This is a genomic window from Collimonas sp. OK242, from assembly GCF_900107095.1.
In the GTDB taxonomy this organism is placed as follows: domain Bacteria; phylum Pseudomonadota; class Gammaproteobacteria; order Burkholderiales; family Burkholderiaceae_D; genus Collimonas.
The window spans coordinates 28,440-50,099 of record NZ_FNOR01000001.1 but is presented as its reverse complement, the minus strand read 5'-3'; the positions used below and the strand labels follow the sequence as shown (position 1 = coordinate 50,099).

The following is a 21,660-nucleotide window of genomic DNA, read 5'->3' as shown; positions in this document are numbered from 1 at the left end:
CAGCGACACCTACCCCGGGTCAATCGCCATTGCGTGAGCTAGGTCGTCGCCCTGTGCCTCCCTCGCCCGGAGCATCTCGGCTCAACACTCCGATGCGAACGCCGATCGGAACGCCAATGAGGTCTCCGATGAGCAGCGTGGAGCAGCGGATGCTTCAAGATATCCAGCAAATGACTCCGGAGATCAATCATCTGATTGGCGTCACCAGAGGTATTCCCCCCCTCAGAGCCCAATACGACGCTGCAGTTCAGGTACAGGGCCAGATCCGTCGTCGCCTTGACGGCGACATACGCGCCGGCGGTGGCGACGATTTTCGTCGACGCATGGGGCGAATTCGGAATCAGGTCACCAATTACTATGCGCGCCACCCGGACGCAGCTCTGCCTCCAGCGCAGCGGCCACGTGGGGGCGCTGCAGGCGTCAGTAATGATGTCCTGCAGACGGCCTCGAACATGCTGACCGGCTTTGAGACCGTGGTCTTCCACGGTGCGAATGGCATGGAGTCGCTGAAAGTGCTCGACCACCTTCAAGACATTGCCAGAAACCGGGAGGTGGATCCCGCAGTCATTGACGCTGCTCGTCAGGCAGACAACAACCCCGCTGCCTTGGTCGCAAATCTGCTAGCGCTGGTACAACAAAATCCGCCTATCCTGTCTTCTAACACACGTCGGTAATCCCGCTACCCGACCGGTGATCTCTTTGATCCCGGTCGACGTCATTGTGTGCATATTTCAGCGATCGTGGACGCCTGTTTCAGGCTGATCGTGGACGGCGAATCGGTGTCGCCGTGGCGGCGCTGGGAAAGCGCAGGAACTGGTTTGACTGTACCTGAAATGTGGATGTCGCCAGAGGATTGAACATCGGGCGCTTGCAATGTAATAGGAACCAAAGTCGGTGGCGAGCAGCTCGCTGGCTCATTGCACTGCTCGATATTCATGGTTGTCGGCGCGCCGGCCAATTGCTGATCTCGATATGCCTTGACCAAGCCACGCAAAAAATTGGCATTAAGTTGATTGGTCAGCGCAACCGATGCAATCGATACATCGGGCTGCAGGCAAGCCGCAATCACTTCAGCCTTGAACTCGGCCGAGTGTCGACGGTTGGAGCGGCATGCGGCTGGAGTAAATTCAGAAGTCTTCATGTGTACATCTGTCCATCGAAAATTGTCGGGGACACATGGATACGTCCCACATCAAACTGGAACGAAAGTAGTCATCGGTTCCTCATTTCGCGCAAATCTCCGATGGACAGTTGAAATACCGTCGCCCTCACGTTATTGAGGCGACTGTCCGGCTGCCGTAATCATTCACACAACATTGAAGGAAATACCTACCCTCAATTCAGAAAGGTCTGATTGAAATTGCATTCGAATCTGGCAATTATGAAAACTCTGCAAGAGTATTCAATACGCAATAATACGAACGGGAGTAAGCGCTTGAATCACTAGCGCGGAAAAAAAATTCGCACTGCACGCATCATCTTTCGCACGAAATGGTACTCACTGAGAGAAAACAACTTTGTTCCAGAACACGGCTTTCACAATAAACGGTCGTGGCGCGGGAAGAAAAGGAACAGATGTTCGATAGATCATCCAGCGTCCGATGCAAGCAAACTGGCATCGGAAAATTTCAGAAATGCTCAATCACCCTTTCAGGGTGATTCCGATAGAGGATTAGGCATGCGATTTGCAATTTTGACTGACGATTCGGTTTTAGCGCAGAAACTGGCCAAATATTTCGAGAAATATTCAATCACCGTAGACGCTTACTGCACTGAACTGCTGACACTGCGTGCGATGCGCACCATCACCTATGACCTGGTGCTGCTTGACGCCAAGAGCACCGTCGGGCTAGCCAGCAGCTTGCTTTCATGGCGCAACTGCAACGCTGATTTTTATACCCCGGCGATCATACTAACCTCGCTCCTGACATGGAATGTGATGCAGGATTGGATCGAAGCCGGCGCGCACGACGTCGTAAGCCGCGCAGACGTTGATCAGATCGGGCTGAGGGTATGCGTTGCCCTGCGGCGCCTGGCGCATTGCACCCGTGTCGACAGGATACAGATTGGCGATTATGTATTGAATCGGGGAAGCGACATGGTTACCTGCGGCGGCATTGACGTCAGTCTCACTCCGCGCGAATTCTCTATCGCATGGCTGCTTTTCTCCCATCCGGGAAAATTCCTGAGCCGGTCGCAGATCACTACCAGCGTCTGGGGAAATTCCGAAGAGGTTGCAGCCCGCTCGCTGGAACAGCATATTTATAAGCTGCGCAAGAAATTGGGCCTGTCGTCTACGGCTGCCGGCGCCAGCCTGAGGACGGTGTACGCGCTAGGCTACAAACTTGAGATTTCTCCGGAGCTGCGGCAAGCTGAAAAATCCGTTCCAGAACAGCCTCCGGCGCTGGTTCGGACAGAGGGCGATGGTAGCGATGCCTGTAACTCTCTGACGGCCTGATCAGGTTGCATCAATTCGCGCGCGATCCCGTATATTTATCCATTTCTTCCACAGCCGATAGTGTGCGGTTGAATCGTTGCTGCTTACCCTGGCGCCCTTGGAAAAACCAGATGGGCCAATCATCTGTAGCTGCCGATCCGCTGATTGACCTTGCCGAGCAGCGCTTGCGCGTCATTGAAGAGCGACATGCTCAGCGGAGCTTGTTTGACGATGCTTTCCAGATCTTGCGCAATCGCGCTAGCTTGTTTGAGTTGAGTTACCAGTGCAAGAATCTGCTGCCGGGTTGCTGCACCAGGGGCCGCGCTATCGCGCAGATTCTTGATTTTGCTGCGGGTTGCCTGCATGAATTGCTGTATTTTCCCTAAATCATGCGGCGCAGATCGATTGTTTTCGATCAAACCATGCAGCGATTGCAGATTGGTTGTCAGGCTGGCGCGTTTATCATGCAGCGTCTGAAGATTGTTTTTCTTGCTGGTGAAAAACCCCAACTCAGGCATCGACAGCTTTTGCGCTACACCGCTATTCGTACGCCGGAACATGATTGGCGCATCTCGGTATTGCAAATGCAGTTGCTTGAATTCAGCTGGCGTACCGCAAAAAGGTATCGGCGGCGCCGGCCGTGACGGTGTTGCCAGCCCTTGAGCACGTGCCTGTTGCATCGACAGTTTCGGCACGGCGGCGCGGCGTGCCGGCGCGGCTGCCGCATGCGTGGGGCCAGGGGATTGTTTCAGTTCTTGCAAAAGCGTATGCAAATCGGCGACGGGCTCCGGTTTTGACTGAACCGGGGAGTGTTTCAACGCTTCAAACCGTGCAAACAATTCCGCCTGAGAGGGTACTGGGCCACCTTTCAATGCCTGAAACCGGGTAAGTATCTCGGGGCTCAGCCCGCTACTCTCGGCCAACCCGGCACCAGCGTCAGGCCGAACCGGCCGCGACTGAACGGCGGCGGGCTCCGGTTTTGACCGAACCGAAGGGTGTTTCAACGCTTCAAACCGCGCAAACAATTCTGCCTGGGAGGGTACAGGGCCGCCTTTCAATGCCTGAAACCGGGTAAGTATCTCGGGGCTCAGTCCGCTAGTCTCGGCCGGCCCGACACGCCCAGCGCCGGACCGAACCGGCCGCGACTGAACGGAGCGGCCGGCGAGATGAACTGCATGCCTTGCGGTGCTCGTGCTGTCGCTTTTTTGTCCATTCACCCGCCGCGCAAGGACATCCAATAAGGGATTACTTTTCCGAGCCGTTTTCTCGCCGGTAGGCAGAGCTTGCGGTTTTACATGCTGCGTGACACCGGATGACAGGAATCCGGGGAGACCGAATTTCGGAAGTTTCATGATGCGCACCTTGGAAATGTTTGATGCCATTGTAGAAGCTGTCCGGGCGCATCCGATCCGTTACGCGAAATTCCGGTATGGATAGCGAAGTTCTTGTTTACCGGAAGTTACCGTTGCCGGATCAACTTCCAGACTGAGGCTAGGCTGCGTTATTGTCGATAGAGATTCCGGCCGGCGCCCAGCGCGCAGGTCTAACTCACGGTCTTGCCCTTTTCCTGAGCGCCTGCTGGCGCCGGCAAACCATTTCATCATCCTGCACATCCTGGTTTGCAGGAAAGCGGCACTGAACGAAGATGCGGCTGGCTTACAGTTACAGCCCAGTTACAGCCGTCTTCCAAAAACCTGACGAACCATGTCATCGGAATATCTATAGTTCCACCTGAGTTCAACGCCGGCGGGAATGTCGCGGGTGGCAAAAAACGCACGGATCGAAAATTTTCCACCGATATCCGACTCGACGTCAAAAGCAACCGGCTCGACATTGTAAGCGTCACGCGATTGCCGGGCGCAACGGCCGAACTCGTCATATTCGAGGGAAGTGTTCATCATCGCCAAGATATTTTCGCCATCCAGGAACGAGACTGCAGTACCGCTGATCGACGAAATCGTAAAGGAGTCGGAACGCAACATGAAATACATTGCAGGCGTCATCAGGCGGCCGCCGTAAACCCCGACGCACTCCCCTTTCTGCACCGGACGGATCGTGAAAACGCCTCTTTCGCCGACCAGGCTCGATTCCCTTGGGTCCTGCAGGTCGCCGGCTTCGATGAGCCGGCATTGAAGCATCGAATGATAACGCGCCATTCTCGCCTGCGCAGTTGCCAGCGGGTCAATCGACGGCCAGACTGCATCGGGTGAATATACTTCCCCCGACGCGGTAGGCTGCGATTGCCATATTTTCCGAATCATCACAGGCCGGGATTCGGCGTCGCGGAAAGGATATCTGCCGTCCAGCTCGGAGGAATACGGCAGACGTTCGATTGCGCAGTGTGTTTGCAACATATGGAATTCCTTGAGCAGCCGGTGTGCCCCGTAGCGGACCAGCAACCACATTTCGCCAGCTTTCTCAAGTTCGGCGTTGCCGCTGAAATTGTCTATGATTTCGCAGCGGATGCTGTTCTCGTCATCGGTCAATTCGCCGTCAACCTGAGCGGCCGCTTCCCAACTGACGTCTACACCGGCAGCTTGCAGCGCCGCGCGCATTGTCAGCGAAAGTATCCCTTGAATTTCGCTGCGCAGAGCCGGCACCATTTCGAATAGGAATTCATGCTGTTCCGCCAGGCTGGAAAATTCATCAACATCATTCAGGCGCAGATGGATGTATTCGCGCAACCTTCTGCATTCAGTCGCGATCCGTGATGCGCGCACGCTGTTTTCACTAATTGAAATTACAGCACTCATAACAATTCTCCTTGCCTCTTTTAGAACTACGGTTTCACATTTAATTTTTGATCGGCTGTCCGGCCTTGCACCGCAGCGGCCGGCGGGATTTCACCCCAGGCGGCGACGATGTGCTTGATACGCTGCGCATAGGCGTCACGTTCCGGCAGTTGCTCCGAGTGATAGGCTCCGACCGCCTTCCAGCTGTTGCCGTATTTGCTTACCATCCGTCGCAGATGCCACGCCGCGATGTAAACATTCTGGCAAGGTTGCAGCAAGGTCTGCCGGTAAACGCCGTACCTGGCGAGTTCGGCAAGATGCACCGAGTTGATCTGCATGACGCCATAGTCGGTAGAGCCGTTCGCGTTGACATGAATCGCGTCGGCCTTGTTATGGGATTCTTGCCAGGCAATTGCCCGCAGTATGGTCGGGTTCACATTATGGTAAAGCGCCGCATCGTCGAAGCAATCGGCGCGCGCGACGTCAGTCGGCAGCAGCATCGACGCCAGGCCGGATAAGACGATCCAGCCGATGCGGCAGGCAGCACAATTTTTTTTTATTTTCACGATTGATCTACGCTGTCATGTACTTCAATGAAAACTGAAATGGGGTAAAAAAAACAGGTGACGCGTTCTTCGGCATCACGGCACGGTCAATGTGCGGATTCTGAAGAATGACGCGATCGCTATCGCGCCCGGTCACCTGCTGGCCCAGCTCAGATGCCGATCTTGCCATCGGCGTTCTTGCTTTTCAGCCGGTCTCTCAGCCGATTTCTCAACCGATGGCCATGTTCAGCCAACAGCACGCTATCATCGCCGCTACGGAATTTCGGCTGCTCGGTTTCGAAGCGCGCCATGTCGTCGAAGATTGAAGTGAACTCAACCTGGCGATACGGTCTCAGATGGATACCGTCAAAACGCATCTGGATCCTCGGCCTTAAGATCCGCATTGACTTCTTTCGCTTGCTGTATGGATTTCTGCATGATAGAAATGGCGAAGTTGACTATCAAGGCATTCAGCTGGTCCTGATTCTGGGTATTGGAATCATCCTTTTTTTTATTTTTTTTTGAATTTCCCGTTTCGTCAGGTTTGTGCGTAGTGTCAGGTGCGTGCGTGTGCGACGGAGGTGACGAAGGATTACTTACGGAATGGTGTCCCATATAAATCTCCAAGAGTTAGAAGGAACTCAACGATCGCAGATTGGCGCCGCGACCGGCATGCAAGCACGAATGCAGGGATTGCAAAACGAAACTGAAAATGCCGCCCGGCGCTGCCTGGATATTCGACATTTCCCTTAACGAGAAAAACCCTGCACCTGCACATGGCCGCATCATGCTTTTTGCTTTCCTGACGCGGCCATGTCTTCCGCCGGCGCAACGGGATTGCCGCCTAGCGCAGTGAATTTATCCACCAGGGCTTGTTCCCACACCATGTAGGAAGAGGTTTGCGCAAATCCCTTGAGTTTGGTCAACAACTGGTCAACAGTGCTTTTCTCTGCCTTGCCGGCCGACAGGTGGCTGCTGCCATCGGCCTTGGTCGCCAGCTTGTACTGCCGGTCGTCGGCATAGGCGGCGCGGTGAAATACATGCAATAGATTGCCGGCGCTGTGTCCCTCTCCGCTGACATCCATTTTAAGCGCCGTATGCTTGCCGTCCTGGTTGCGAATCGCGTAAAAGCCATCGTCCCCAACGCCTATCATTACGGCCGGCTCTGCATGCAGCGACACTTTGTCATAAGTCTTGTTTATGTCGATCCGGCTGTCCACATCGATTTCATGTCCTGCCCCGACCCGTACCATGCTGATCGGCTTGCGCAACATGCTGGCAGTAGTCCAGGCAAGCATTTCGCCTGGCATGCCGTGGCTGGCCGTCAAGATCTGATCGGAACGGTCAGGGAAGGCCGCTGAAATATCGGCTGCCTGTTTGCGGACGGCAGCCTTGCGCTCCACTTCACTGACACCGGTTGGCGTTTCGTAGTAGCCGTTCAGCAGCCGGAAATGCTCATGGTGGATATTCTTGGTGGCGTCATCCAGATGCGCCACGATAGGATCGCCGCGCAAGATCGCGGCATGGATCGCGTCCTTGGTGGTACGCGGCGAGAAATCCGAGGTGTACGGATGTCGCCAGCGCGCATGTTCGGTGCTCGGTGAAGAAGTTTCGAGCGGTTTGCCAAGAAAATAGTTCTTGGTCGGTGCGACATAGACGGCTTGCCTGCTTTTGGCGTCGTAAGTGTGGAAATGCCCGGATTCAGGATGAACCATTGAGGCGCCGTGATCGGCTTCAGTGAGTTTTCCCTCAAGAAAATCGCAATATCTTTTTTCCAGTTTCCCGGTATCGATGCTGTCCATGTACACCACCTGGCCGATGTCTTTTTTCAGATCCTGCGATTCGCCAGGCTGGAGTTGCGGTTTAGGCGGTGACTTGTCGACATGCCGGATGCTGTACAAAGCGCCTGGCAAGACAATCACCTCGGCTTGTCCCAGATCGGATTCCGCGGAAATATTCAGGGCCGTTTGCTGGCGCATCACCAGGCGTTGATTCTGTGCTTTTGGCGCGGCACCAAAGCCAAGCGCTTGCCCGAATGCCGCTGCCAGGCGGCTCGACATCGTGGCCGACAATATTTCGGTCAGCGTGGCGACGTCGCCGCTGGCAACATGCCAGTCAGGGGTATCGGCGGTTTTGCGTTCTACGTAGGGCGCTTCGGTAACCACGGCACGCTGCACGATGGCGGGAAATTTTTTTGAATGCAATGCGCCCAGATTGATATGGATCGCCTCGATCGGGTCGAAATGCTCGTCCCCGCCCATGCGATGGCTCTCTGACGGGCCCTCGATATTGCCCGGCTTGTTCATGATGTTGTAGACGAAATCTATGCCCGGCACCACCGGCTGATGCTTGGCCTGCCCGGTGGTTTCCCAGCGCAGCGGATAATGAAAGTATTGTGATTCGATGGTGTAGTCGCGTACTGCCTGAATGATGTTTTTCTGCAGCTCGTGGGACAGGTCCGGCGTGGACATGCGCATGGATTCAAGCCCCGAGCCTTTCAGCATCGCTTCGTGCGTCGGCAAAGCGTAGGCTTGCGCATTCCAGCTCCAGGTGGTGAGCGTCTTGGGAATCTTTGCCGAATCGCTCAGGCCGAACGGCGCTGCGGTGGCGCCCGCCGGATGGGCCTTGCCGTCGAAGCTGACGTTGACCGGATAAGCGCTGTAACCCGGCGTATCCTTGGTCGCCTGTTGCATGTACAGCGTGTGATCCTGGTCCAGCCGGGCCATGTAGGCTGCCGATTTCGGCGGCAATTGACTGCGGTTGTTTTGCACCGGCTGCGCCGTCGGCATATTGCCAGGTCCCGGCTGGCTGCTGCTGGAGGCTCCCTGCGCGGTCAGGTTGGCGACCATCTCTGTCATCGTCTGTTCCAGCTGCCCCAGATATTCCTGTTGCTGCTGCGGCGCCATCTGGTGAAACTCGATGGCGTCCTGTACCGCCATGATTTCGCCATCTATCCGTCCTTTGGGCTTGAGCATGATGCGGTTGCTCCACTGCTTGACTTGTTCGAGGCTGTCGGTAACGGAAAAAACAGCGTCGCGAATCTTCTTGATGTCGCCAAAATGGGCGCCCATGCGGTCGCCGATGGCGGCGACATCGTTGGCAAAGCCAAGCAGCACTGAAATGGCGTTATTGAACCCGCGTTCGCGCTCGATCTGGCCGTCATAGGCGCCGGCATTGGGTCCCACAATGCCCAAACCGTTGAGCACCGTTGCCACAATCGGCAACACCAGCTTGTCCAGGCTGCGGGTCGCCAGGCGCGTCACGATAGCTTCGCGATAATCGGCAACCACCGTATCCGGATTGAATTTCGTCGAATTATAGGTATTGCCCAAAGAGCGGAAAGTAACGTCGTTGATGAAGCGCACTATGGCTCTTGCACTGTGCGCTGCCGGATGGTTTTCTTCTTCGCCGACGCGATTTTTCCACAGCTGGTCTATGCCGGCGTTGACCAGCGAGGCGGCCAGCAGTCCGGCGACGTCGGCCTTGCTGCCACGGTTGAAGCCGAAGCCTTTCTGCACCAGGAGATTGCTAACCAGGCGGGTGAACTCCGGAATGGCAGGCACCAGCAAATCATTCAGCAGGACGGAGGCCTTGGTTTCGCGATCCTTGGTCTGCGCCGGAACAAATTTGCCGACGAAGGAAAAAACATGGGTCAGCGCTTCCTGCACCACCACCATCGAGGTGATCGCGCAAAACAACACTTCGGGACTGACGCTTTGTCCGCCAGCCGCGCTGAAACCGTGCGAACCGCCTGCGATGGCGCCATTCGGCGAGTGTTTGTAGAATTTGAGCGCATCGTTGAGTCCGACCACAACGGCGGCAGTGACAAACGATTTGGTCGCCAGGTTCAAGGTATAAGTGACAGCGCCTCGGCCGCCGGCCAGCGTCGGCGCCATGGTTGCCGCTCCTAGCACCAGTTTGGCCAATGATTGCCCGTGTCCCGCCAGCACCTCGGTTGCAGCGGCCGCAGCGTCGGCGACGGTGTCGCCGGTAAAGCGCCTGATGCCGCCGGCGGCAGACGCCAATGCGGCAGCAGGCGGGCCTTTCAGCAAAGGCCCCGCCTTGAGTTTGTCGCCGGTCGACAAGATCAATTCCGAATCGGGGAAGCCGTCCTTGCTGCCGGTCTTGCCGGTATCGCGGCCTTGATACGAATAGACGTCGACATCGGCCCGTGCATGCATCTTCTCATCCAGGCCGAACGCCCTGCCGGACGCATGGCCTGACAGCGCCGGCTGCGGGTTGATGAGCGACATCTTGATGCCGTTGTCGCCGAGCACAAGCCGATGCACGGCCCCATCTTCCGTGGAGATATGCAGCGTGACATCCGCACGCGGCGCAGGGCCGCGTTCCAGATCGGTCCAGCTGCGCAACTTGGCGCCCTTGACGCCCATTTCCTGCCCGGCCGGCCCCATCACTTCGATGCTTTTGATACCTTGAATGTCGGCCAGCACCGCGCCATCCATGTTGACCGAAGTCGGATGGCCTGCTTCGTTCTTGCCGGGCGTTGCCTGCTTTTCCTTTTTGAAGATCAGCAAATGATTTTCAATCTTGTTGTGGTCCATATAGATGGGGAAAAATCCGTCCCCATCGCGCGTTCCGACGCCATGCGGCATTGCATGCTCGGCATTGGCCCAGGTGCTTCTGCGCGGCAGCGGCGAAGGATTCGGCGGCAGCAGCATGAACTTGTCGTCGGATTCCTTGCGGTCTCTGCGCGCCGACAGCGGCGAACGCTCGGACAGGGTCATGATAGCGCTGCGCAAGGGTGTTTCCATTTCGGTGGCCGCTGCCTTTCCCTTGCCCTTGACCGCAGCGCCCGGCGCTGCATTGATTTCTTCCAGCGCGAGATCCAGTTCATCCAGTTTGACAGGCCGGCCACCGTAACCCACTACAAACAAGCGCTGCTCGGTCGCGGTATTGCTGACGCGCACGGTGTCAGCCACCACTTTCAGCCTTTCCATCACGCTGAACCTGCCGTCCCTTGCCGGGATCATCAGCACGCCGGCGGCGTCATTGAGGCCGCGCAAATCCCGTCCGGCAGAGGCCGATGGCGAAAACACTGCCTGATGCTTGCTCATGAATTGACCGAATCGGGCCTGCGTGACGCTGTGATCGTTTTTCTCGTGATCCAGTGCGGTCGGCGTTACATCCAGGACGGCGGGCGCGGCAGTGGGAGCAGAAGCGGTAGCAGACCTGGTGAAGATGGAACCGGCGAAATTGGCGATCGAATGGTAGGCGGCGTCGAGCGTCTGCCCCCCCTGCGCGACTGCGTTCCAGCCGCCGTTTGAAAGCGCCCTCAGGTGGTTGCGCGGCGCAAAGGAGGAGATAGCCGTGACACCACGCTGGAGATAGCTGGCCGGCAAACCGCTTGCGCCTGCCGCTGATCCGGATGAACGCTCGCGAGCCCTGCTGGTTCCGCCCTCGGAACGCACATCGGTAGGGCTGGGGGTAGCTTCGACAAGCAAAGGCGATGGGGAGCTGATGCGATCGATGGTCATGAGTAAAGTGAAGACGTGGCTTTTGGTCACGACCCCAAGCATAGTTAATCGGATTGATGAACTCTAGCTTTACGCACCCCGTAGGCACGACGATCGCAACGAAGGCAGTTATCTGTCAGCGAAACTACATGCAGCCGGTCCCCGATTGTCCTCCGGCATGTCGATCACGTGATACTCCGCTCCTGCTGCCGTAGGCGGATTGGATTGATGAATCAGGTTGCCAACCCTGTTCGCTGCCTCACCAGCTTTATCAATCGCGGTATCAGCCAGAACATCGGTCATTGTCCATGCCGCGAATGCCGGTGCGCTGGTGATCGTTCCGACCGTTTCCTGGATGGCAGAGATGCCGGCTGGATCCATTCCCGCCTTTTTCGCTGCGATTCCGGCCACGGCTTTTGCTGCCGATACCCCGGCAAAACCGCCGGCCAGCACACCGTTCGTCAAGATACGCTTGGCAGTCAATAGTTCGCGCGCGCCGCTGAGCGTGTCGGTCGCGATATCCACTGGCAATCCCTTCGGCTGGAACCGCTTGTACTCGTTTCGACATTCTGGACAGTCTCGCTGTTCTCGGACGCAAGCGTGGACTGGGACAGGTTTTGTATATGCATTTCTGATGTTCCATAAAAGACCGTCAAGGTTCCGGGTCATGATCTCCTGTCAAATAATCTCGTCTCTCAATCGATATTTTCCATTCGACATTCAATCGCTCGATGTTACCTATTGGAAATTTTTATTGCGTTCTCATGCTGAGACATGTGACCAGTCAAGCTCTTCAAGGTACGAAGTAAAGTAGTCCTGAACGAATAGATACTTGAACGCTGGCATGAGCAGATTCGCCGAAAACGGTGCAGCATCGGCGCTTCCTGCTACCGCGCAGTTGGAGCCGGTGAAATTGGCGATCGAATGGCAGGCGGCGTCGAGCGAGGCGTAATCAGCTACGCTAAAGGAAATTGAGCCGCAGTGCGTTGTCCGTCAACCGTAGCGACACTTTGCACCCGCAATCCATAGTTGAGACCAAGATTTGTGGCCTCCTTGCCCTTTTCCCGGACGATCAGCATCAACGGGCGCCACGTGGCCGGTTGCTGCAAAACGGCATCAGCCAGTTTTACTTTTTCATTCACCCGGCCCGCATCGCCAGCAATTTCAGCCAGCCCGCCGACCAGCCGTGCGCCATCGATACGTCCGGATGCATGCGGCCGCATTGAGTAATTGACGTTGAACTGGCAATACTTGCCCTCTGTTTCCAAGGCCGCGATATCCTTTTCAAACTGGGCCAGCAGTCTCTGGGCCTCGGCGCGATTCTCCGGCGTGTCCTTGATTCCATCCACTTCCGGCAGCGTCTCCAGGGCGCGAGCGCACCACTGGTCACGGTTTGCGGAAATTTCCGCCAGCATCTCCTTGGCGCCAAAGTAGTGCCGATCAAGGTCGCCATCCTGCTTATCGTTGATGCGGAATGGCGACAATCCATGTTTCTGCAGGTGCTGGGCAAACTCCCTTTCAAACGAAAAGTCGATGGGCAGACTGCCTCCTCCCAATGCACCTCTCTTACCAAGCGACGAGGGACTTGCATTGTGCGGTAGCGGCAAGGGCAGGGTTTTTGCATTACGCGGTAGCGGCAACTGCACATCCAGTGAAGCGCTGAAAGTCTGCTTGCCCGTGCTTGATTTGTCGGCCACTACATATACCGCTGCTTTGTCTTCCGTCCGGTATTCAAACGCCCTTTGTGCTTTCGCCTTGGTGGTCAATATCGCGCCAAGGCCCCATTCAGCCCGACGGCTGTCCGGCTTGGTTTGAAGCCGGGCCCCGACACTTCCTCTTACTTCCCCCTGGGTTGCGATAGATCCGGCGTCAAATCCGGTAACCACCGCGTCAGGCAATCGAGAAAGGATGGCCTCCATGGGCCCAGAGAAAGCTGCGTCGCTTTTGGTGGGTTTCAGGTCCTTCCACAACACAGTGGATTCCCATGTTTTCAGCATATTCTGGCGCTGCGCCTCATCCTGGCCTCGAGCACGTAGAAAACGCACAACAGTGCCATTCATCTTCATGCGCTCGTGAGTCGCCGCAATCGTCGCAGTTCCCCCGGCAAAGAGGTGCTTGCCGTGCGTCTTGCCGATTGCAACACCCATGCTGCCTTCCGTGGTTTTGGTCTTGCTTTCACCCACCATCATCTCGAATCCAAGAATGGGCTGGAAGAATTGAACAAAGGCTTCCTGTTTCTTAGAGTAGCCGGCAGTGAGCAAAGGGGTGACAATCTTGGGCGATATATAAGGCAGCAGAGGCAGGCCTACTCCTAGCGCCCCGCCATTCGATGTCTTTAATTTATTGCGCAGCCCCCATTGCGCGAACATCGGCCTGTAAAACTTGACCAGGTCCTGGTTATCGTCGAGGCGTAATTTCTGGCCTTGACCATAACGCGAAATGTGCGAGAGGCGGAAATTATCCTGAACCTCTGTTGCGTCCAGACCAAGCCCGCCCACGATGGAATCGATCTGTTCCGGACTCAAGTGTTCGGCATTCCTTTGCAGAAATTGCTCTGACACATCGCGCAAGACAGATTCCGCGCTAACGCCGATATTGGCTTTACGCCGCAAAGGAAGCGAGCTGCTGCTGCGTGCCATGGCATTGGCTTCCGCGGCATATTCCTCCAATGGTTCAGGCAGGGCTTGCTGGGTCGCCGTTGTGCCGGCGGCGGGTGTGGGCGTGGGCAGCGCTTGATTGAAGCGCTTTCTGATGGCGTCGAAATCCGCCGGTGTCAACGCGCGAAGCTCGGAGAAATTTTCTTTTATGTGATCGCATAAAACCGTCACAGCCAGGCAATGCATTTGTCCATCGCCGTTTAGGGCGCTCGCCGGCAAGTTTTTGGCAGCTTCGCCTAATGACGAAGCTGCCGCCGAGATCGCGGCGGCGACCTTGCTCGCATGCGTCGTAATGCCGAAACGCTCGGCCATTGCTGCCGTATTTGCCAGAGCGTGAGATGTAAACGGTGTTTTTGCGCGGGACGGGGTGAGTCCCCGCAACAGGCCTTCGCCATAGCGGCCCAGCCTGCGTTGCATCCATTCTTCGCCGACTTTGCGCAACTCCTTGTCGCGAGCATCGTAGGGCGAGCCAGGCTCATTGCTGACATAGCCGTTTCGAACCGCATTGTAAGCGCCCAGCTGGCGCTGTCCGAACCGTTCAGACAAATGCTGGTCCGGGTCGGCCTCGGTATTCAGGTGCAACCTTTCCGCAGCTACCAGTTTGGCGTCGTTCAGCCACGCCATGACCGGCGCCGATTTTGACTCGGAAATTGCCATGTCGGCTTGCCAATACACCCGCAACGCAACCAATTGTTTGCCGGAAATGACTTCACCAGCGTTATTGCCTAGCGTTTGCAATACTTCTATCCCACGCGGCATGGTGGCCATCAAGTGGAATAATGCCTTGATGTCGGCCGGGGTTTTCCCGGACGATGAGCTAGACGCTCCTGCACTATCTTCTCCCACAACCATGGACAAGGTGGGGTGTGCTCTCAATTCCCGCAACAGCGCGATGGCGCGTTGAGCGTCACCGCCGCTCACTATCGCCAAGGCATACGAAAGGCTTTCGGCAATATCCGTCTTCAGCAGCGCGTCGGCTGCGGGATTCGCCGGTATCGCATTCATTGCGATATTCAAATCCCGGCTTAAAACCCGAAGCGATTCCGAGGCTCCGAAGCCTGGCGGGTGCAGCAACAATCCCGCGACCGACTCTGCGCTCACATCATCCGATATCGAATGGATTTTCTGGTTCTCGGTGGTCGCAACGCCAAGCCGTTCCTCGACAGCAGCCTTGGCCGAGGCCAACGCTTCCTGTGCTTTTTCAGCCCCCTGGATGCCAGTCTGTGCAGTGTGAAGACCGCGCATCACCACATCCAGTTGTCCAAGAACCCGTTCAGCCTCGCCCACCATGTGCTCAACCCGCTCTTCCGCAGAAGTGAGTAGCGTTCCGATTTCTGCAATCAAGCCGTTAAGGGTCTCTTCCAGCTGCTCGAAATGGGCGCACTCGGCCTGGATGGAGCTCAGTTCATCGGCATTGGCATTGACCTCGGCGTTGGCCTCAGGCTGCCCGGAAACAGCCGTCAAACGTTGTTGCAAAGCGCTTTTGTGCCCAAGTACCAAGCTTAGGTCGTTCTTGAGGGAGGCGTGAGTATGCTGTTGCACGGTACATTCGGTTTGCACCAATTGCAGGTTTTCACATATATGCTGATGCGCCTCTACCAGCGCTCCAAGAGCAGGTTCCAGGCCGGCCTTGTCAGTCTCGCATTGCTTAAGCAGTTCCTGAGAAATATCGCTTAACCGGTCCAGTTCCGTTTGGGTAAAGTCCAGGTGCTTGACAGTGATGTCTGACGCCAGCACGGCTCCAGCTATGTCATTTACCTCACAGGGCGTCACCAGTGCATGCAGGCGTGAGGCTGCGTGCAGCATCCTTTTTTCGGCTCGCGCGCTTGCGTCTGCCGCAAGTTGTTCTCTCTGCAGCAATGGCGCCAGACGCCTGCTGTGGGATGACTGTTGCAATCGGCATTGCTGAAGCTGCGCTTCCAGGCGCTCGCCTTCATGTCTCAGGCCTGCCACCTCCAACCGTTGCGGGGAATAGCTTGGCGCGTGCTGCGCGGCCGCTATCCGGCCTTGGATGTTGTCTATGTCCTGTCCAGCTTTTTCACTCAAGGGTGTCAGCATGGCAATCTTCTCTTCGAGCGCTTCACGTTGCGCCGTCAATTGCCGATGCTCACTTGCCAGCGCTTGCCAATCCTGGCGTGCCTCCTGGTATTCCCGTCCAAGTCCTTGCAAATTTTGCGTTAAACGGGTTCTGATGGATTCGGCTTCTTCAGTCGTCAACACACTTGAAGAATCGGATTTTTTCAGGGGCTTTGCCTGGAGCGTCTGCACTTTCGGTACAGCATGCGGCTGGAGCACAGGGAAACATTCGACTAATTTTTCCCAGGCGGTAGTCGGGCCACCCGGCCTGTCCGATAGGCTGTGGGATGCTTGCGTCAGACGTTTCTGCAGGGACTGCGCTTGCTGGGCAATGTCATCAAATTTGCCTGGAATATCCTGAGGTTCGGATGAGGAAGCTTGCTCGGCCTTCTTATTGAGCTGAGTTCTTGACGGGCGTTCCAATGCCATAGAGGTGCCAGGCAAAGGGCCGCCAACGCTGATTGGCCGCCCCATGATTGTCTTGACCCCCGCACGATAAGCGCCACGGATGCTTTTTAGCGGCGCGAAGAAAGAACTCGACGAGTTTCTCCTTGCGCTGGAGTTTTTCGCGCTCGCCGATTCTGTTGTCGTTGCGCTATCCGGCGACGCGGGAGATTCGGTCGTTGTGGAGATTGATTTCCGTGTATTGACAGTGAATGCAGGCATCCCAATCCCCTTCCGATTTTGAAATTTATGGGCATGCGTGGCGTACGCAGCGCTCTTTTCCAGCTCCTTGTGGAAAACATACCTTCGTGTAGCCGACCTATCTTCCGCTGAGCGAAAAATATGCTCAACGCGCGAAGCAATTGGCAAAAAATGGGAAGGCTTCGTATCTCGCAATAAAGATTCGGCAGAATTGAGATCACGGGAAAAAAAAAGAGTGACCATTTACCGTGCGAGGTTGTTGGAAAGCCAGAAAGCTCTGCGAAGTCCTGGAGTGAGAGCCAGGTTGGCTTGGCAACCGCGACATAACGTAACCAGAGGATAATCATGCACGCAAATCACACCCATGCTCTTTTAGCGACGCTGTCGGGCGACATCTTGAAGGTATCCAAGCCCGGCTCCGGCGCAATCGAAATCCCGATCAACGACTGCGCGATTCATACCAAATTGAGCGGTGTCCACCTGCACGGCGGACCGTATTTCCAGATCGGGCCGCTGACCTGCGACGAACTGAAGATGCTACGTCATTTAGGCGTCAGGGAACCCAACCTGGAGCTGATCGACATTGTTCGTCACTGAAGGAATGCCCCGTGCATCGTGTTGTCTTGCACGGGGTTTATTGATGAAATGCGTTCTGCGCATCGGGATGCTTTAGCTCGGGAGTCCCGGAATAGCGGCGCCTGCCGCCTGGTCGATGCGCTCCCAGAGACGTTCAAGGCCCCGTGCTGCATCAGGCTCCAGGACCGGGCCATTGCTCATTTCCGCGAACAGCGCACTCTGAAATTGGTATTCTGTCCGGCAATCTGCGCACTCCCGCAAATGCATTTCGACCATGCTGCGCTCCGCAACGGATGCGCGCCCATTGATTACCCAAGGCAATAGCTCCAACACTTTCTCGTGACAAGCATTGACATCGGTCGAATCGCTCAATGTTTCTTCTCCAAAAGACCTCCCAGTTTCGGCAAGGTGCTGCGCAGCGTGACGCGGGCGCGAAACATCCTTGCTTTTATTGTGCTGACCGGACACTCCATGATCTCGGCGATCTCTTCCAGCGAGTGTCCCATCCAGTACGCCAACTCCAACACCACGCGCTGATCGATCGGCAAAAGGAACAGCCCTTTGGCGACCCAGTCGAGCACTTCATGGTCGTCGAAAGGACAGGCGACCGACAAATCGCCGCCTGGCGCTGTTTTTTCCCACAGGGCCTGCCCCGTTCTACGCAATGACTTGAGCGCAGTGCGGTAAGCGATTCCCATGATCCAGGTCGACACCAGCGCCTCCCCGCGAAATTCACGGGCTTTTTGCCAGACGACCAGGAATGTGTCGTTAATGGCCTCCTCAATCGCCTCCTCACAATACGTCACCCGCCCGAGGAAGCGACTTAACCTGCGGTGATACTTCAGGTATAGGGACGACAAGGATTGCCGGTCCCCGGCAGCGATGCGAAGAAGCGAGCCAACGTCGTCATTATCTGCTTGCTCTGGCTGGCGCGTCAAATTATTAGAGATTAGTGTCATGGCCATCGATTGTAGTTAGACTGGATTACGGATATGAGAAGAAAAACCCGGCTCTCTCAAAGAATGTTTCACCCCCTTGGCAAGATCAGATCGGCGCTCCGATATCAGCGATCCGGTAAACGGCTACGATCAATCCCGGACGCCGGCTGCGACCAGCTGCATGGGCGCCCTGGCCCACGCTGGCGAACTATTTAATGGCGGGAGATCGAAGGAAAAGTTCGGCGCCGGAACAGGCAGCAGTTTTGTCGCTCTTACCGTCATTGATTTTCTTTTGATTTTGGTAAAAACTCTGCACCGGATCGCCCGCGACGGTCGACATCCCCAGGTGCAGACTGGCGGCAATGAACGCCAGATTTCAGTGCGACGGATCGGTAATTCTCAGTAACAGCTCTTTCAGCTGATCGTTCAAGCGGTCCGAGCATTCGCGCAGGAAATTATAAAAAAGCAATCCGAACAGCGCTATCGATATCCCCAAGGCAGTCGCATAGAGCGCGGTACCGATCCCCTTGGATACGCCGGATGGATCCGAAATGCCGGATGAAGCCAACACCGCAAACGTATCGATAATCCCGAGGATAGTGCCGACCAGTCCCAGCAGCGGCGCCGCAGTCACAATCGTATCCAGTATCCATAAGCGGGCGATTACACGCGATCTGCTGGACAGATAAATGGCTTCTGAAAGATCTTCCAGCCGGGCTGGGGCAAGCTTCGCGTCGCGTGACTGCAGTGCTTCACGCAGCAGCTGCACAGGCGTCGATTTTCGTTCCAGAAACGCGGCCGGGATCCGCGTTGCATCGTTGGCAGAACCGGCCATGAGACGCAGGATGGCGCTGGCGTCGCGTCTGCCGGTCATGTAAAAAATTTGCCGTTCAATGATGACGAACACGGCAAGCGCAGCGGCGCCGTACATCGCATAAAACGTCAGACTATGGAATAGCTCAATGTAGTTCATATGGGTACCTGGTAGAGATGATATGCCGCATCGGGTGCGGCACCTGATTGATGCAAGATTGCACCCCCGGATTAAAAATCCGTGCTTAAAGATATTTGCAAGGTGCGTGGCGCACCGGCATAAAACGACGGTGAAGTCGCGTTACCGGATGCTGATACATTTCCGGCGACGGTGCCTTGGGCTGTCACCACCGGATTCACGTTGCTGGTAAACGACGAGCCACTCGTACCGGTCATGCTCAGATATTGCTTGCTGAACAGATTGGATACCGTCAGGCGGATCGTCGGCGTCTTCATGAAAGCAGTTGGCGCAAAGCGATAGCCGGCGCCGATATCGTATAAGGTATAGCCGCCGACCTGATCGTCATTGACCAACGCGGTATAGCGGGCGCCGACATAGCGCCCTTGGATCGACGAATAAAACGATCCGTAGCTGTACTGCAGGGACAGCGACGCCAGCCATTTCGGCGTATCCGGCATTTGTTTTCCCGAGGTCGGCAATGCGGCCGAACCGCCGTTGGTGGTTTTGGCGAAGACCTTGTCTTCCAGCATCCTCGACTCGGTGCGCGTCAGCGAACTGTATACGTTCCAGTTGCTGTTCACCTTGTAACCGGCTTCCAGTTCAAGCCCGACGGTTCTGGATTTTCCGACGTTGAACTGGGTGCTCAGATTGGTCGTCGGATCGTATTGGCTGGAAAGGCGATCTTTAAAATCGACATAGAACGCGGAACCGGAGAATGTCAGTTGTTCGCCGGCGAAGCGATAGCCTAAATCGAAGTTGTTGGACTTTTCAGGTTTAACGTTGACCGTCAAAATGTTGACCGGAATCACATTGCCCGCAGCATCTTTAGCCACCATTACGCCGTTGACGATCGAGGTTGAATAGTTCTTGCCTGTCAATTGAGCCAACCCCGTGTTCGCACTGTTTTCGGGAGCACGGGCATTCTGGCCGGCGTTGAAAAACACCGATTGCTTATCCGTGAACTGATAGCGCAGGCCGAGGTTAGCCAGGTTGTCCGAAAAATCCTGATGCTCGCTGTAGTTCACGCCATTGGCATTGACGCCCGAACCGCTGGCGTAATTGTTAAAGTCGCGCGCCACGGTCTGCCGCTTCAAGCCTAGCAATACATTCAATTTATCGTTGAGCAGGCCGAAGCTGTCCTGCAGGAACAAGGTATGCGCATCGACCTTGGTGTTCCAGTTTCTTGCGGCGTTATATGGCGTGCCGTCCTGATATTGCAAATAGGCGTAACTGTTCCTGAGCCAGTAATCGGCGGAGTTGCCATTATTGTCGATCGCTACCACCGGGCTGTATTGCTTGGAAGTGCCTCTGTCAAACCAGATGCCGCCGCTCACATTGTGGATGCCGGCCTGGTAGTTGGCCTTGGCGGTAATGCCCCAGCGCTCGGTTTCGCTGACGTTGCTGCCATACATGGCAACCGTGTCGCGGGTGTCGCCGTCGCCGTTGGCGTCGCGGATGCCTCCATGTAATGCGGTGCTTGCCTTGGACTCTGTCACGGTGGTCAACTGGTTGCCGCCAGTGCCGTAGCCGTAAATGTAGTAAGGATTCACATCGATGCTCGCCTTGGGAGAAATTTGCCAGTGATTCTGCAGCGCTATCTGGTAATTCTCGAAAGGGTTGTCGTTGAAACCGGCGTACTGCGCGCCGGATGCACCGAAGATACCGGCATTGGGCGCATAGGTCGTGTCGTTTTGAGTGGTTCCCGCCGCCGCAGGCTGATGCACCGGCGCACGCGTACCGAAATCGAGGTCGTAACCGCCGCTGGCAATATCGTTTTTGCTGACGGTGCGATAGTTCGCGTTGTTCATCTTATTGTAGAGGCCGGTGAGCTTCGAAAAGCTGCCGCCGTCGAAATTGAACACTGCCTTGGCGTCAAGATGCTCGCGGTCGGCCTTGCCGTCGCCCTTGAATTTGTCGGCGCCGGCTTGCGACAGCGAAACAAAGAACTTGGCGCGATCGTTCATGAAGCGCCCGGAATCGAAGCGGACAAACTCCTTGTGATAGCTATTGCTGCCCACGGCATATGCAGCCTTGCCGCCTAGCTTGTCTTTCGGATCGCAGGTTGAAATGCCGATATTTCCGCCGCTGGCGCCGACATGCGGCGCGTCGATGTCGGTGCTGCCTTGGGTCAGGAAAACTTCACAGGTGTTTTCCGGATCGGCAAATTCCTGGATATTGATCGTATAGTTGAGCGAATCGTTCAAGGGCACGCCATCCAGCGTCAGCCCCATCTGGTTGCTGTTGAATCCGCGTACCCGCAATGTGCCGCCGAACAAGCCGGTACCGTCCTGATCGAAGGTGGAAACGCCCGGCAGCGCTTCGATCATCTGAAATGCGGTCGAGGTCGGCGTCTTTTTTTCAATCGCCGCCGCTGTCACCGAACTGCGCGCTTTCGGCGACTCCTCTTGCTGTATCAAGCCGGTGCTGGTGCCGCCAGGAAGGCCCTGCACATTGATTTGTCCCAGATCGGTGGTGTCGGCTGCCTGGACCGCCGACATGTTGCTCAGGAAAAGGCCAGACACGATCAGCGCCAGCCGGTTGACTTTGAATTTCATTTAACTCCCCCTTAATTACGTTCGGTGAACT

At 56.0% G+C, this 21,660-nt stretch carries 17 protein-coding genes; 4 read left to right on the top strand and 13 right to left on the bottom strand.

Annotated elements, in window-relative coordinates; translation table 11 throughout:
• Positions 1–128 precede the first annotated feature (128 nt).
• Positions 129–674, top strand: a complete 546-nt coding sequence (locus tag BLV81_RS00230; RefSeq protein ID WP_092351241.1) for a hypothetical protein — start codon at positions 129–131, stop codon at positions 672–674.
• Between the two features lie 41 nt (positions 675–715).
• Here BLV81_RS00230 and BLV81_RS00225 read toward each other — a convergent pair whose 3' ends face one another.
• The gene (locus BLV81_RS00225; protein WP_092351239.1) at positions 716–1,141 is read right to left on the bottom strand and encodes a transposase; all 426 of its coding nucleotides are present in this window, start codon (positions 1,139–1,141) and stop codon (positions 716–718) included.
• 537 nt (positions 1,142–1,678) lie between these two features.
• On the opposite strand from BLV81_RS00225, the gene BLV81_RS00220 reads away from it, so the two are divergent.
• Positions 1,679–2,458, top strand: a complete 780-nt coding sequence (locus tag BLV81_RS00220; protein ID WP_092351237.1) for a response regulator transcription factor — start codon at positions 1,679–1,681, stop codon at positions 2,456–2,458.
• A gap of 119 nt (positions 2,459–2,577) precedes the next feature.
• Here the strand turns inward: BLV81_RS00220 and BLV81_RS00215 are convergent, their stop codons facing one another.
• The 8 genes from BLV81_RS00215 to BLV81_RS00180 form a co-directional block, all read right to left on the bottom strand.
• Positions 2,578–3,198, bottom strand: a complete 621-nt coding sequence (locus BLV81_RS00215) for a hypothetical protein (protein ID WP_143036238.1) — start codon at positions 3,196–3,198, stop codon at positions 2,578–2,580.
• A 912-nt stretch (positions 3,199–4,110) separates the two neighbouring features.
• Positions 4,111–5,190, bottom strand: coding sequence for an SET domain-containing protein (locus BLV81_RS00210; RefSeq protein WP_143036237.1), 1,080 nt, complete (start codon positions 5,188–5,190; stop codon positions 4,111–4,113).
• 26 nt (positions 5,191–5,216) lie between these two features.
• Positions 5,217–5,669 carry a lytic transglycosylase domain-containing protein gene (locus BLV81_RS00205; protein ID WP_092351729.1) on the bottom strand — a complete coding sequence of 151 codons (453 nt, stop codon included), beginning with the start codon at positions 5,667–5,669 and terminating at the stop codon, positions 5,217–5,219.
• Between the two features lie 215 nt (positions 5,670–5,884).
• On the bottom strand, positions 5,885–6,091 hold the full coding sequence (locus BLV81_RS00200; RefSeq protein ID WP_092351231.1) for a hypothetical protein: 207 nt from the start codon (positions 6,089–6,091) through the stop codon (positions 5,885–5,887).
• Entirely contained in the window at positions 6,081–6,329 is a 249-nt protein-coding gene (locus tag BLV81_RS00195; RefSeq protein ID WP_092351229.1) for a hypothetical protein, read from the bottom strand. The genes BLV81_RS00200 and BLV81_RS00195 overlap by 11 nt, the downstream gene beginning before the upstream one ends.
• A 170-nt stretch (positions 6,330–6,499) precedes the next feature.
• Positions 6,500–11,239: a hypothetical protein gene (locus BLV81_RS00190; protein ID WP_143036236.1), complete on the bottom strand. Its 4,740-nt coding sequence runs from the start codon at positions 11,237–11,239 to the stop codon at positions 6,500–6,502.
• A 78-nt stretch (positions 11,240–11,317) separates the two neighbouring features.
• Entirely contained in the window at positions 11,318–11,857 is a 540-nt protein-coding gene (locus BLV81_RS00185; protein ID WP_143036235.1) for a hypothetical protein, read from the bottom strand.
• A gap of 287 nt (positions 11,858–12,144) precedes the next feature.
• On the bottom strand, positions 12,145–16,587 hold the full coding sequence (locus BLV81_RS00180) for a coiled-coil domain-containing protein (protein WP_143036234.1): 4,443 nt from the start codon (positions 16,585–16,587) through the stop codon (positions 12,145–12,147).
• A gap of 324 nt (positions 16,588–16,911) precedes the next feature.
• Here BLV81_RS00180 and BLV81_RS00170 point away from each other — a divergent pair, with 324 nt between their 5' ends.
• A complete protein-coding gene (locus tag BLV81_RS00170; RefSeq protein WP_092351219.1) occupies positions 16,912–17,163 on the top strand; it encodes a hypothetical protein in 252 nt (83 codons plus the stop codon).
• A gap of 72 nt (positions 17,164–17,235) precedes the next feature.
• On the opposite strand, the gene BLV81_RS00165 is transcribed toward BLV81_RS00170, so the two are convergent.
• Both BLV81_RS00165 and BLV81_RS00160 read right to left on the bottom strand, forming a co-directional pair.
• Complete coding sequence (locus BLV81_RS00165) at positions 17,236–17,514, bottom strand: zf-HC2 domain-containing protein (protein WP_176992680.1); 279 nt, start codon at positions 17,512–17,514, stop codon at positions 17,236–17,238.
• A complete protein-coding gene (locus tag BLV81_RS00160; protein WP_092351725.1) occupies positions 17,511–18,101 on the bottom strand; it encodes an RNA polymerase sigma factor in 591 nt (196 codons plus the stop codon). The genes BLV81_RS00165 and BLV81_RS00160 overlap by 4 nt, the downstream gene beginning before the upstream one ends.
• A gap of 76 nt (positions 18,102–18,177) precedes the next feature.
• Between BLV81_RS00160 and BLV81_RS23440 the strand changes: the two genes are divergently transcribed.
• The gene (locus tag BLV81_RS23440) at positions 18,178–18,486 is read left to right on the top strand and encodes a hypothetical protein (protein ID WP_143036233.1); all 309 of its coding nucleotides are present in this window, start codon (positions 18,178–18,180) and stop codon (positions 18,484–18,486) included.
• Here the strand turns inward: BLV81_RS23440 and BLV81_RS00155 are convergent.
• Both BLV81_RS00155 and BLV81_RS00150 read right to left on the bottom strand, forming a co-directional pair.
• A complete protein-coding gene (locus BLV81_RS00155; RefSeq protein WP_092351217.1) occupies positions 18,457–19,053 on the bottom strand; it encodes a MotA/TolQ/ExbB proton channel family protein in 597 nt (198 codons plus the stop codon). The genes BLV81_RS23440 and BLV81_RS00155 overlap by 30 nt on opposite strands.
• Before the next feature lie 71 nt (positions 19,054–19,124).
• Positions 19,125–21,629, bottom strand: a complete 2,505-nt coding sequence (locus BLV81_RS00150; RefSeq protein WP_092351215.1) for a TonB-dependent receptor — start codon at positions 21,627–21,629, stop codon at positions 19,125–19,127.
• Positions 21,630–21,660 lie beyond the last annotated feature (31 nt).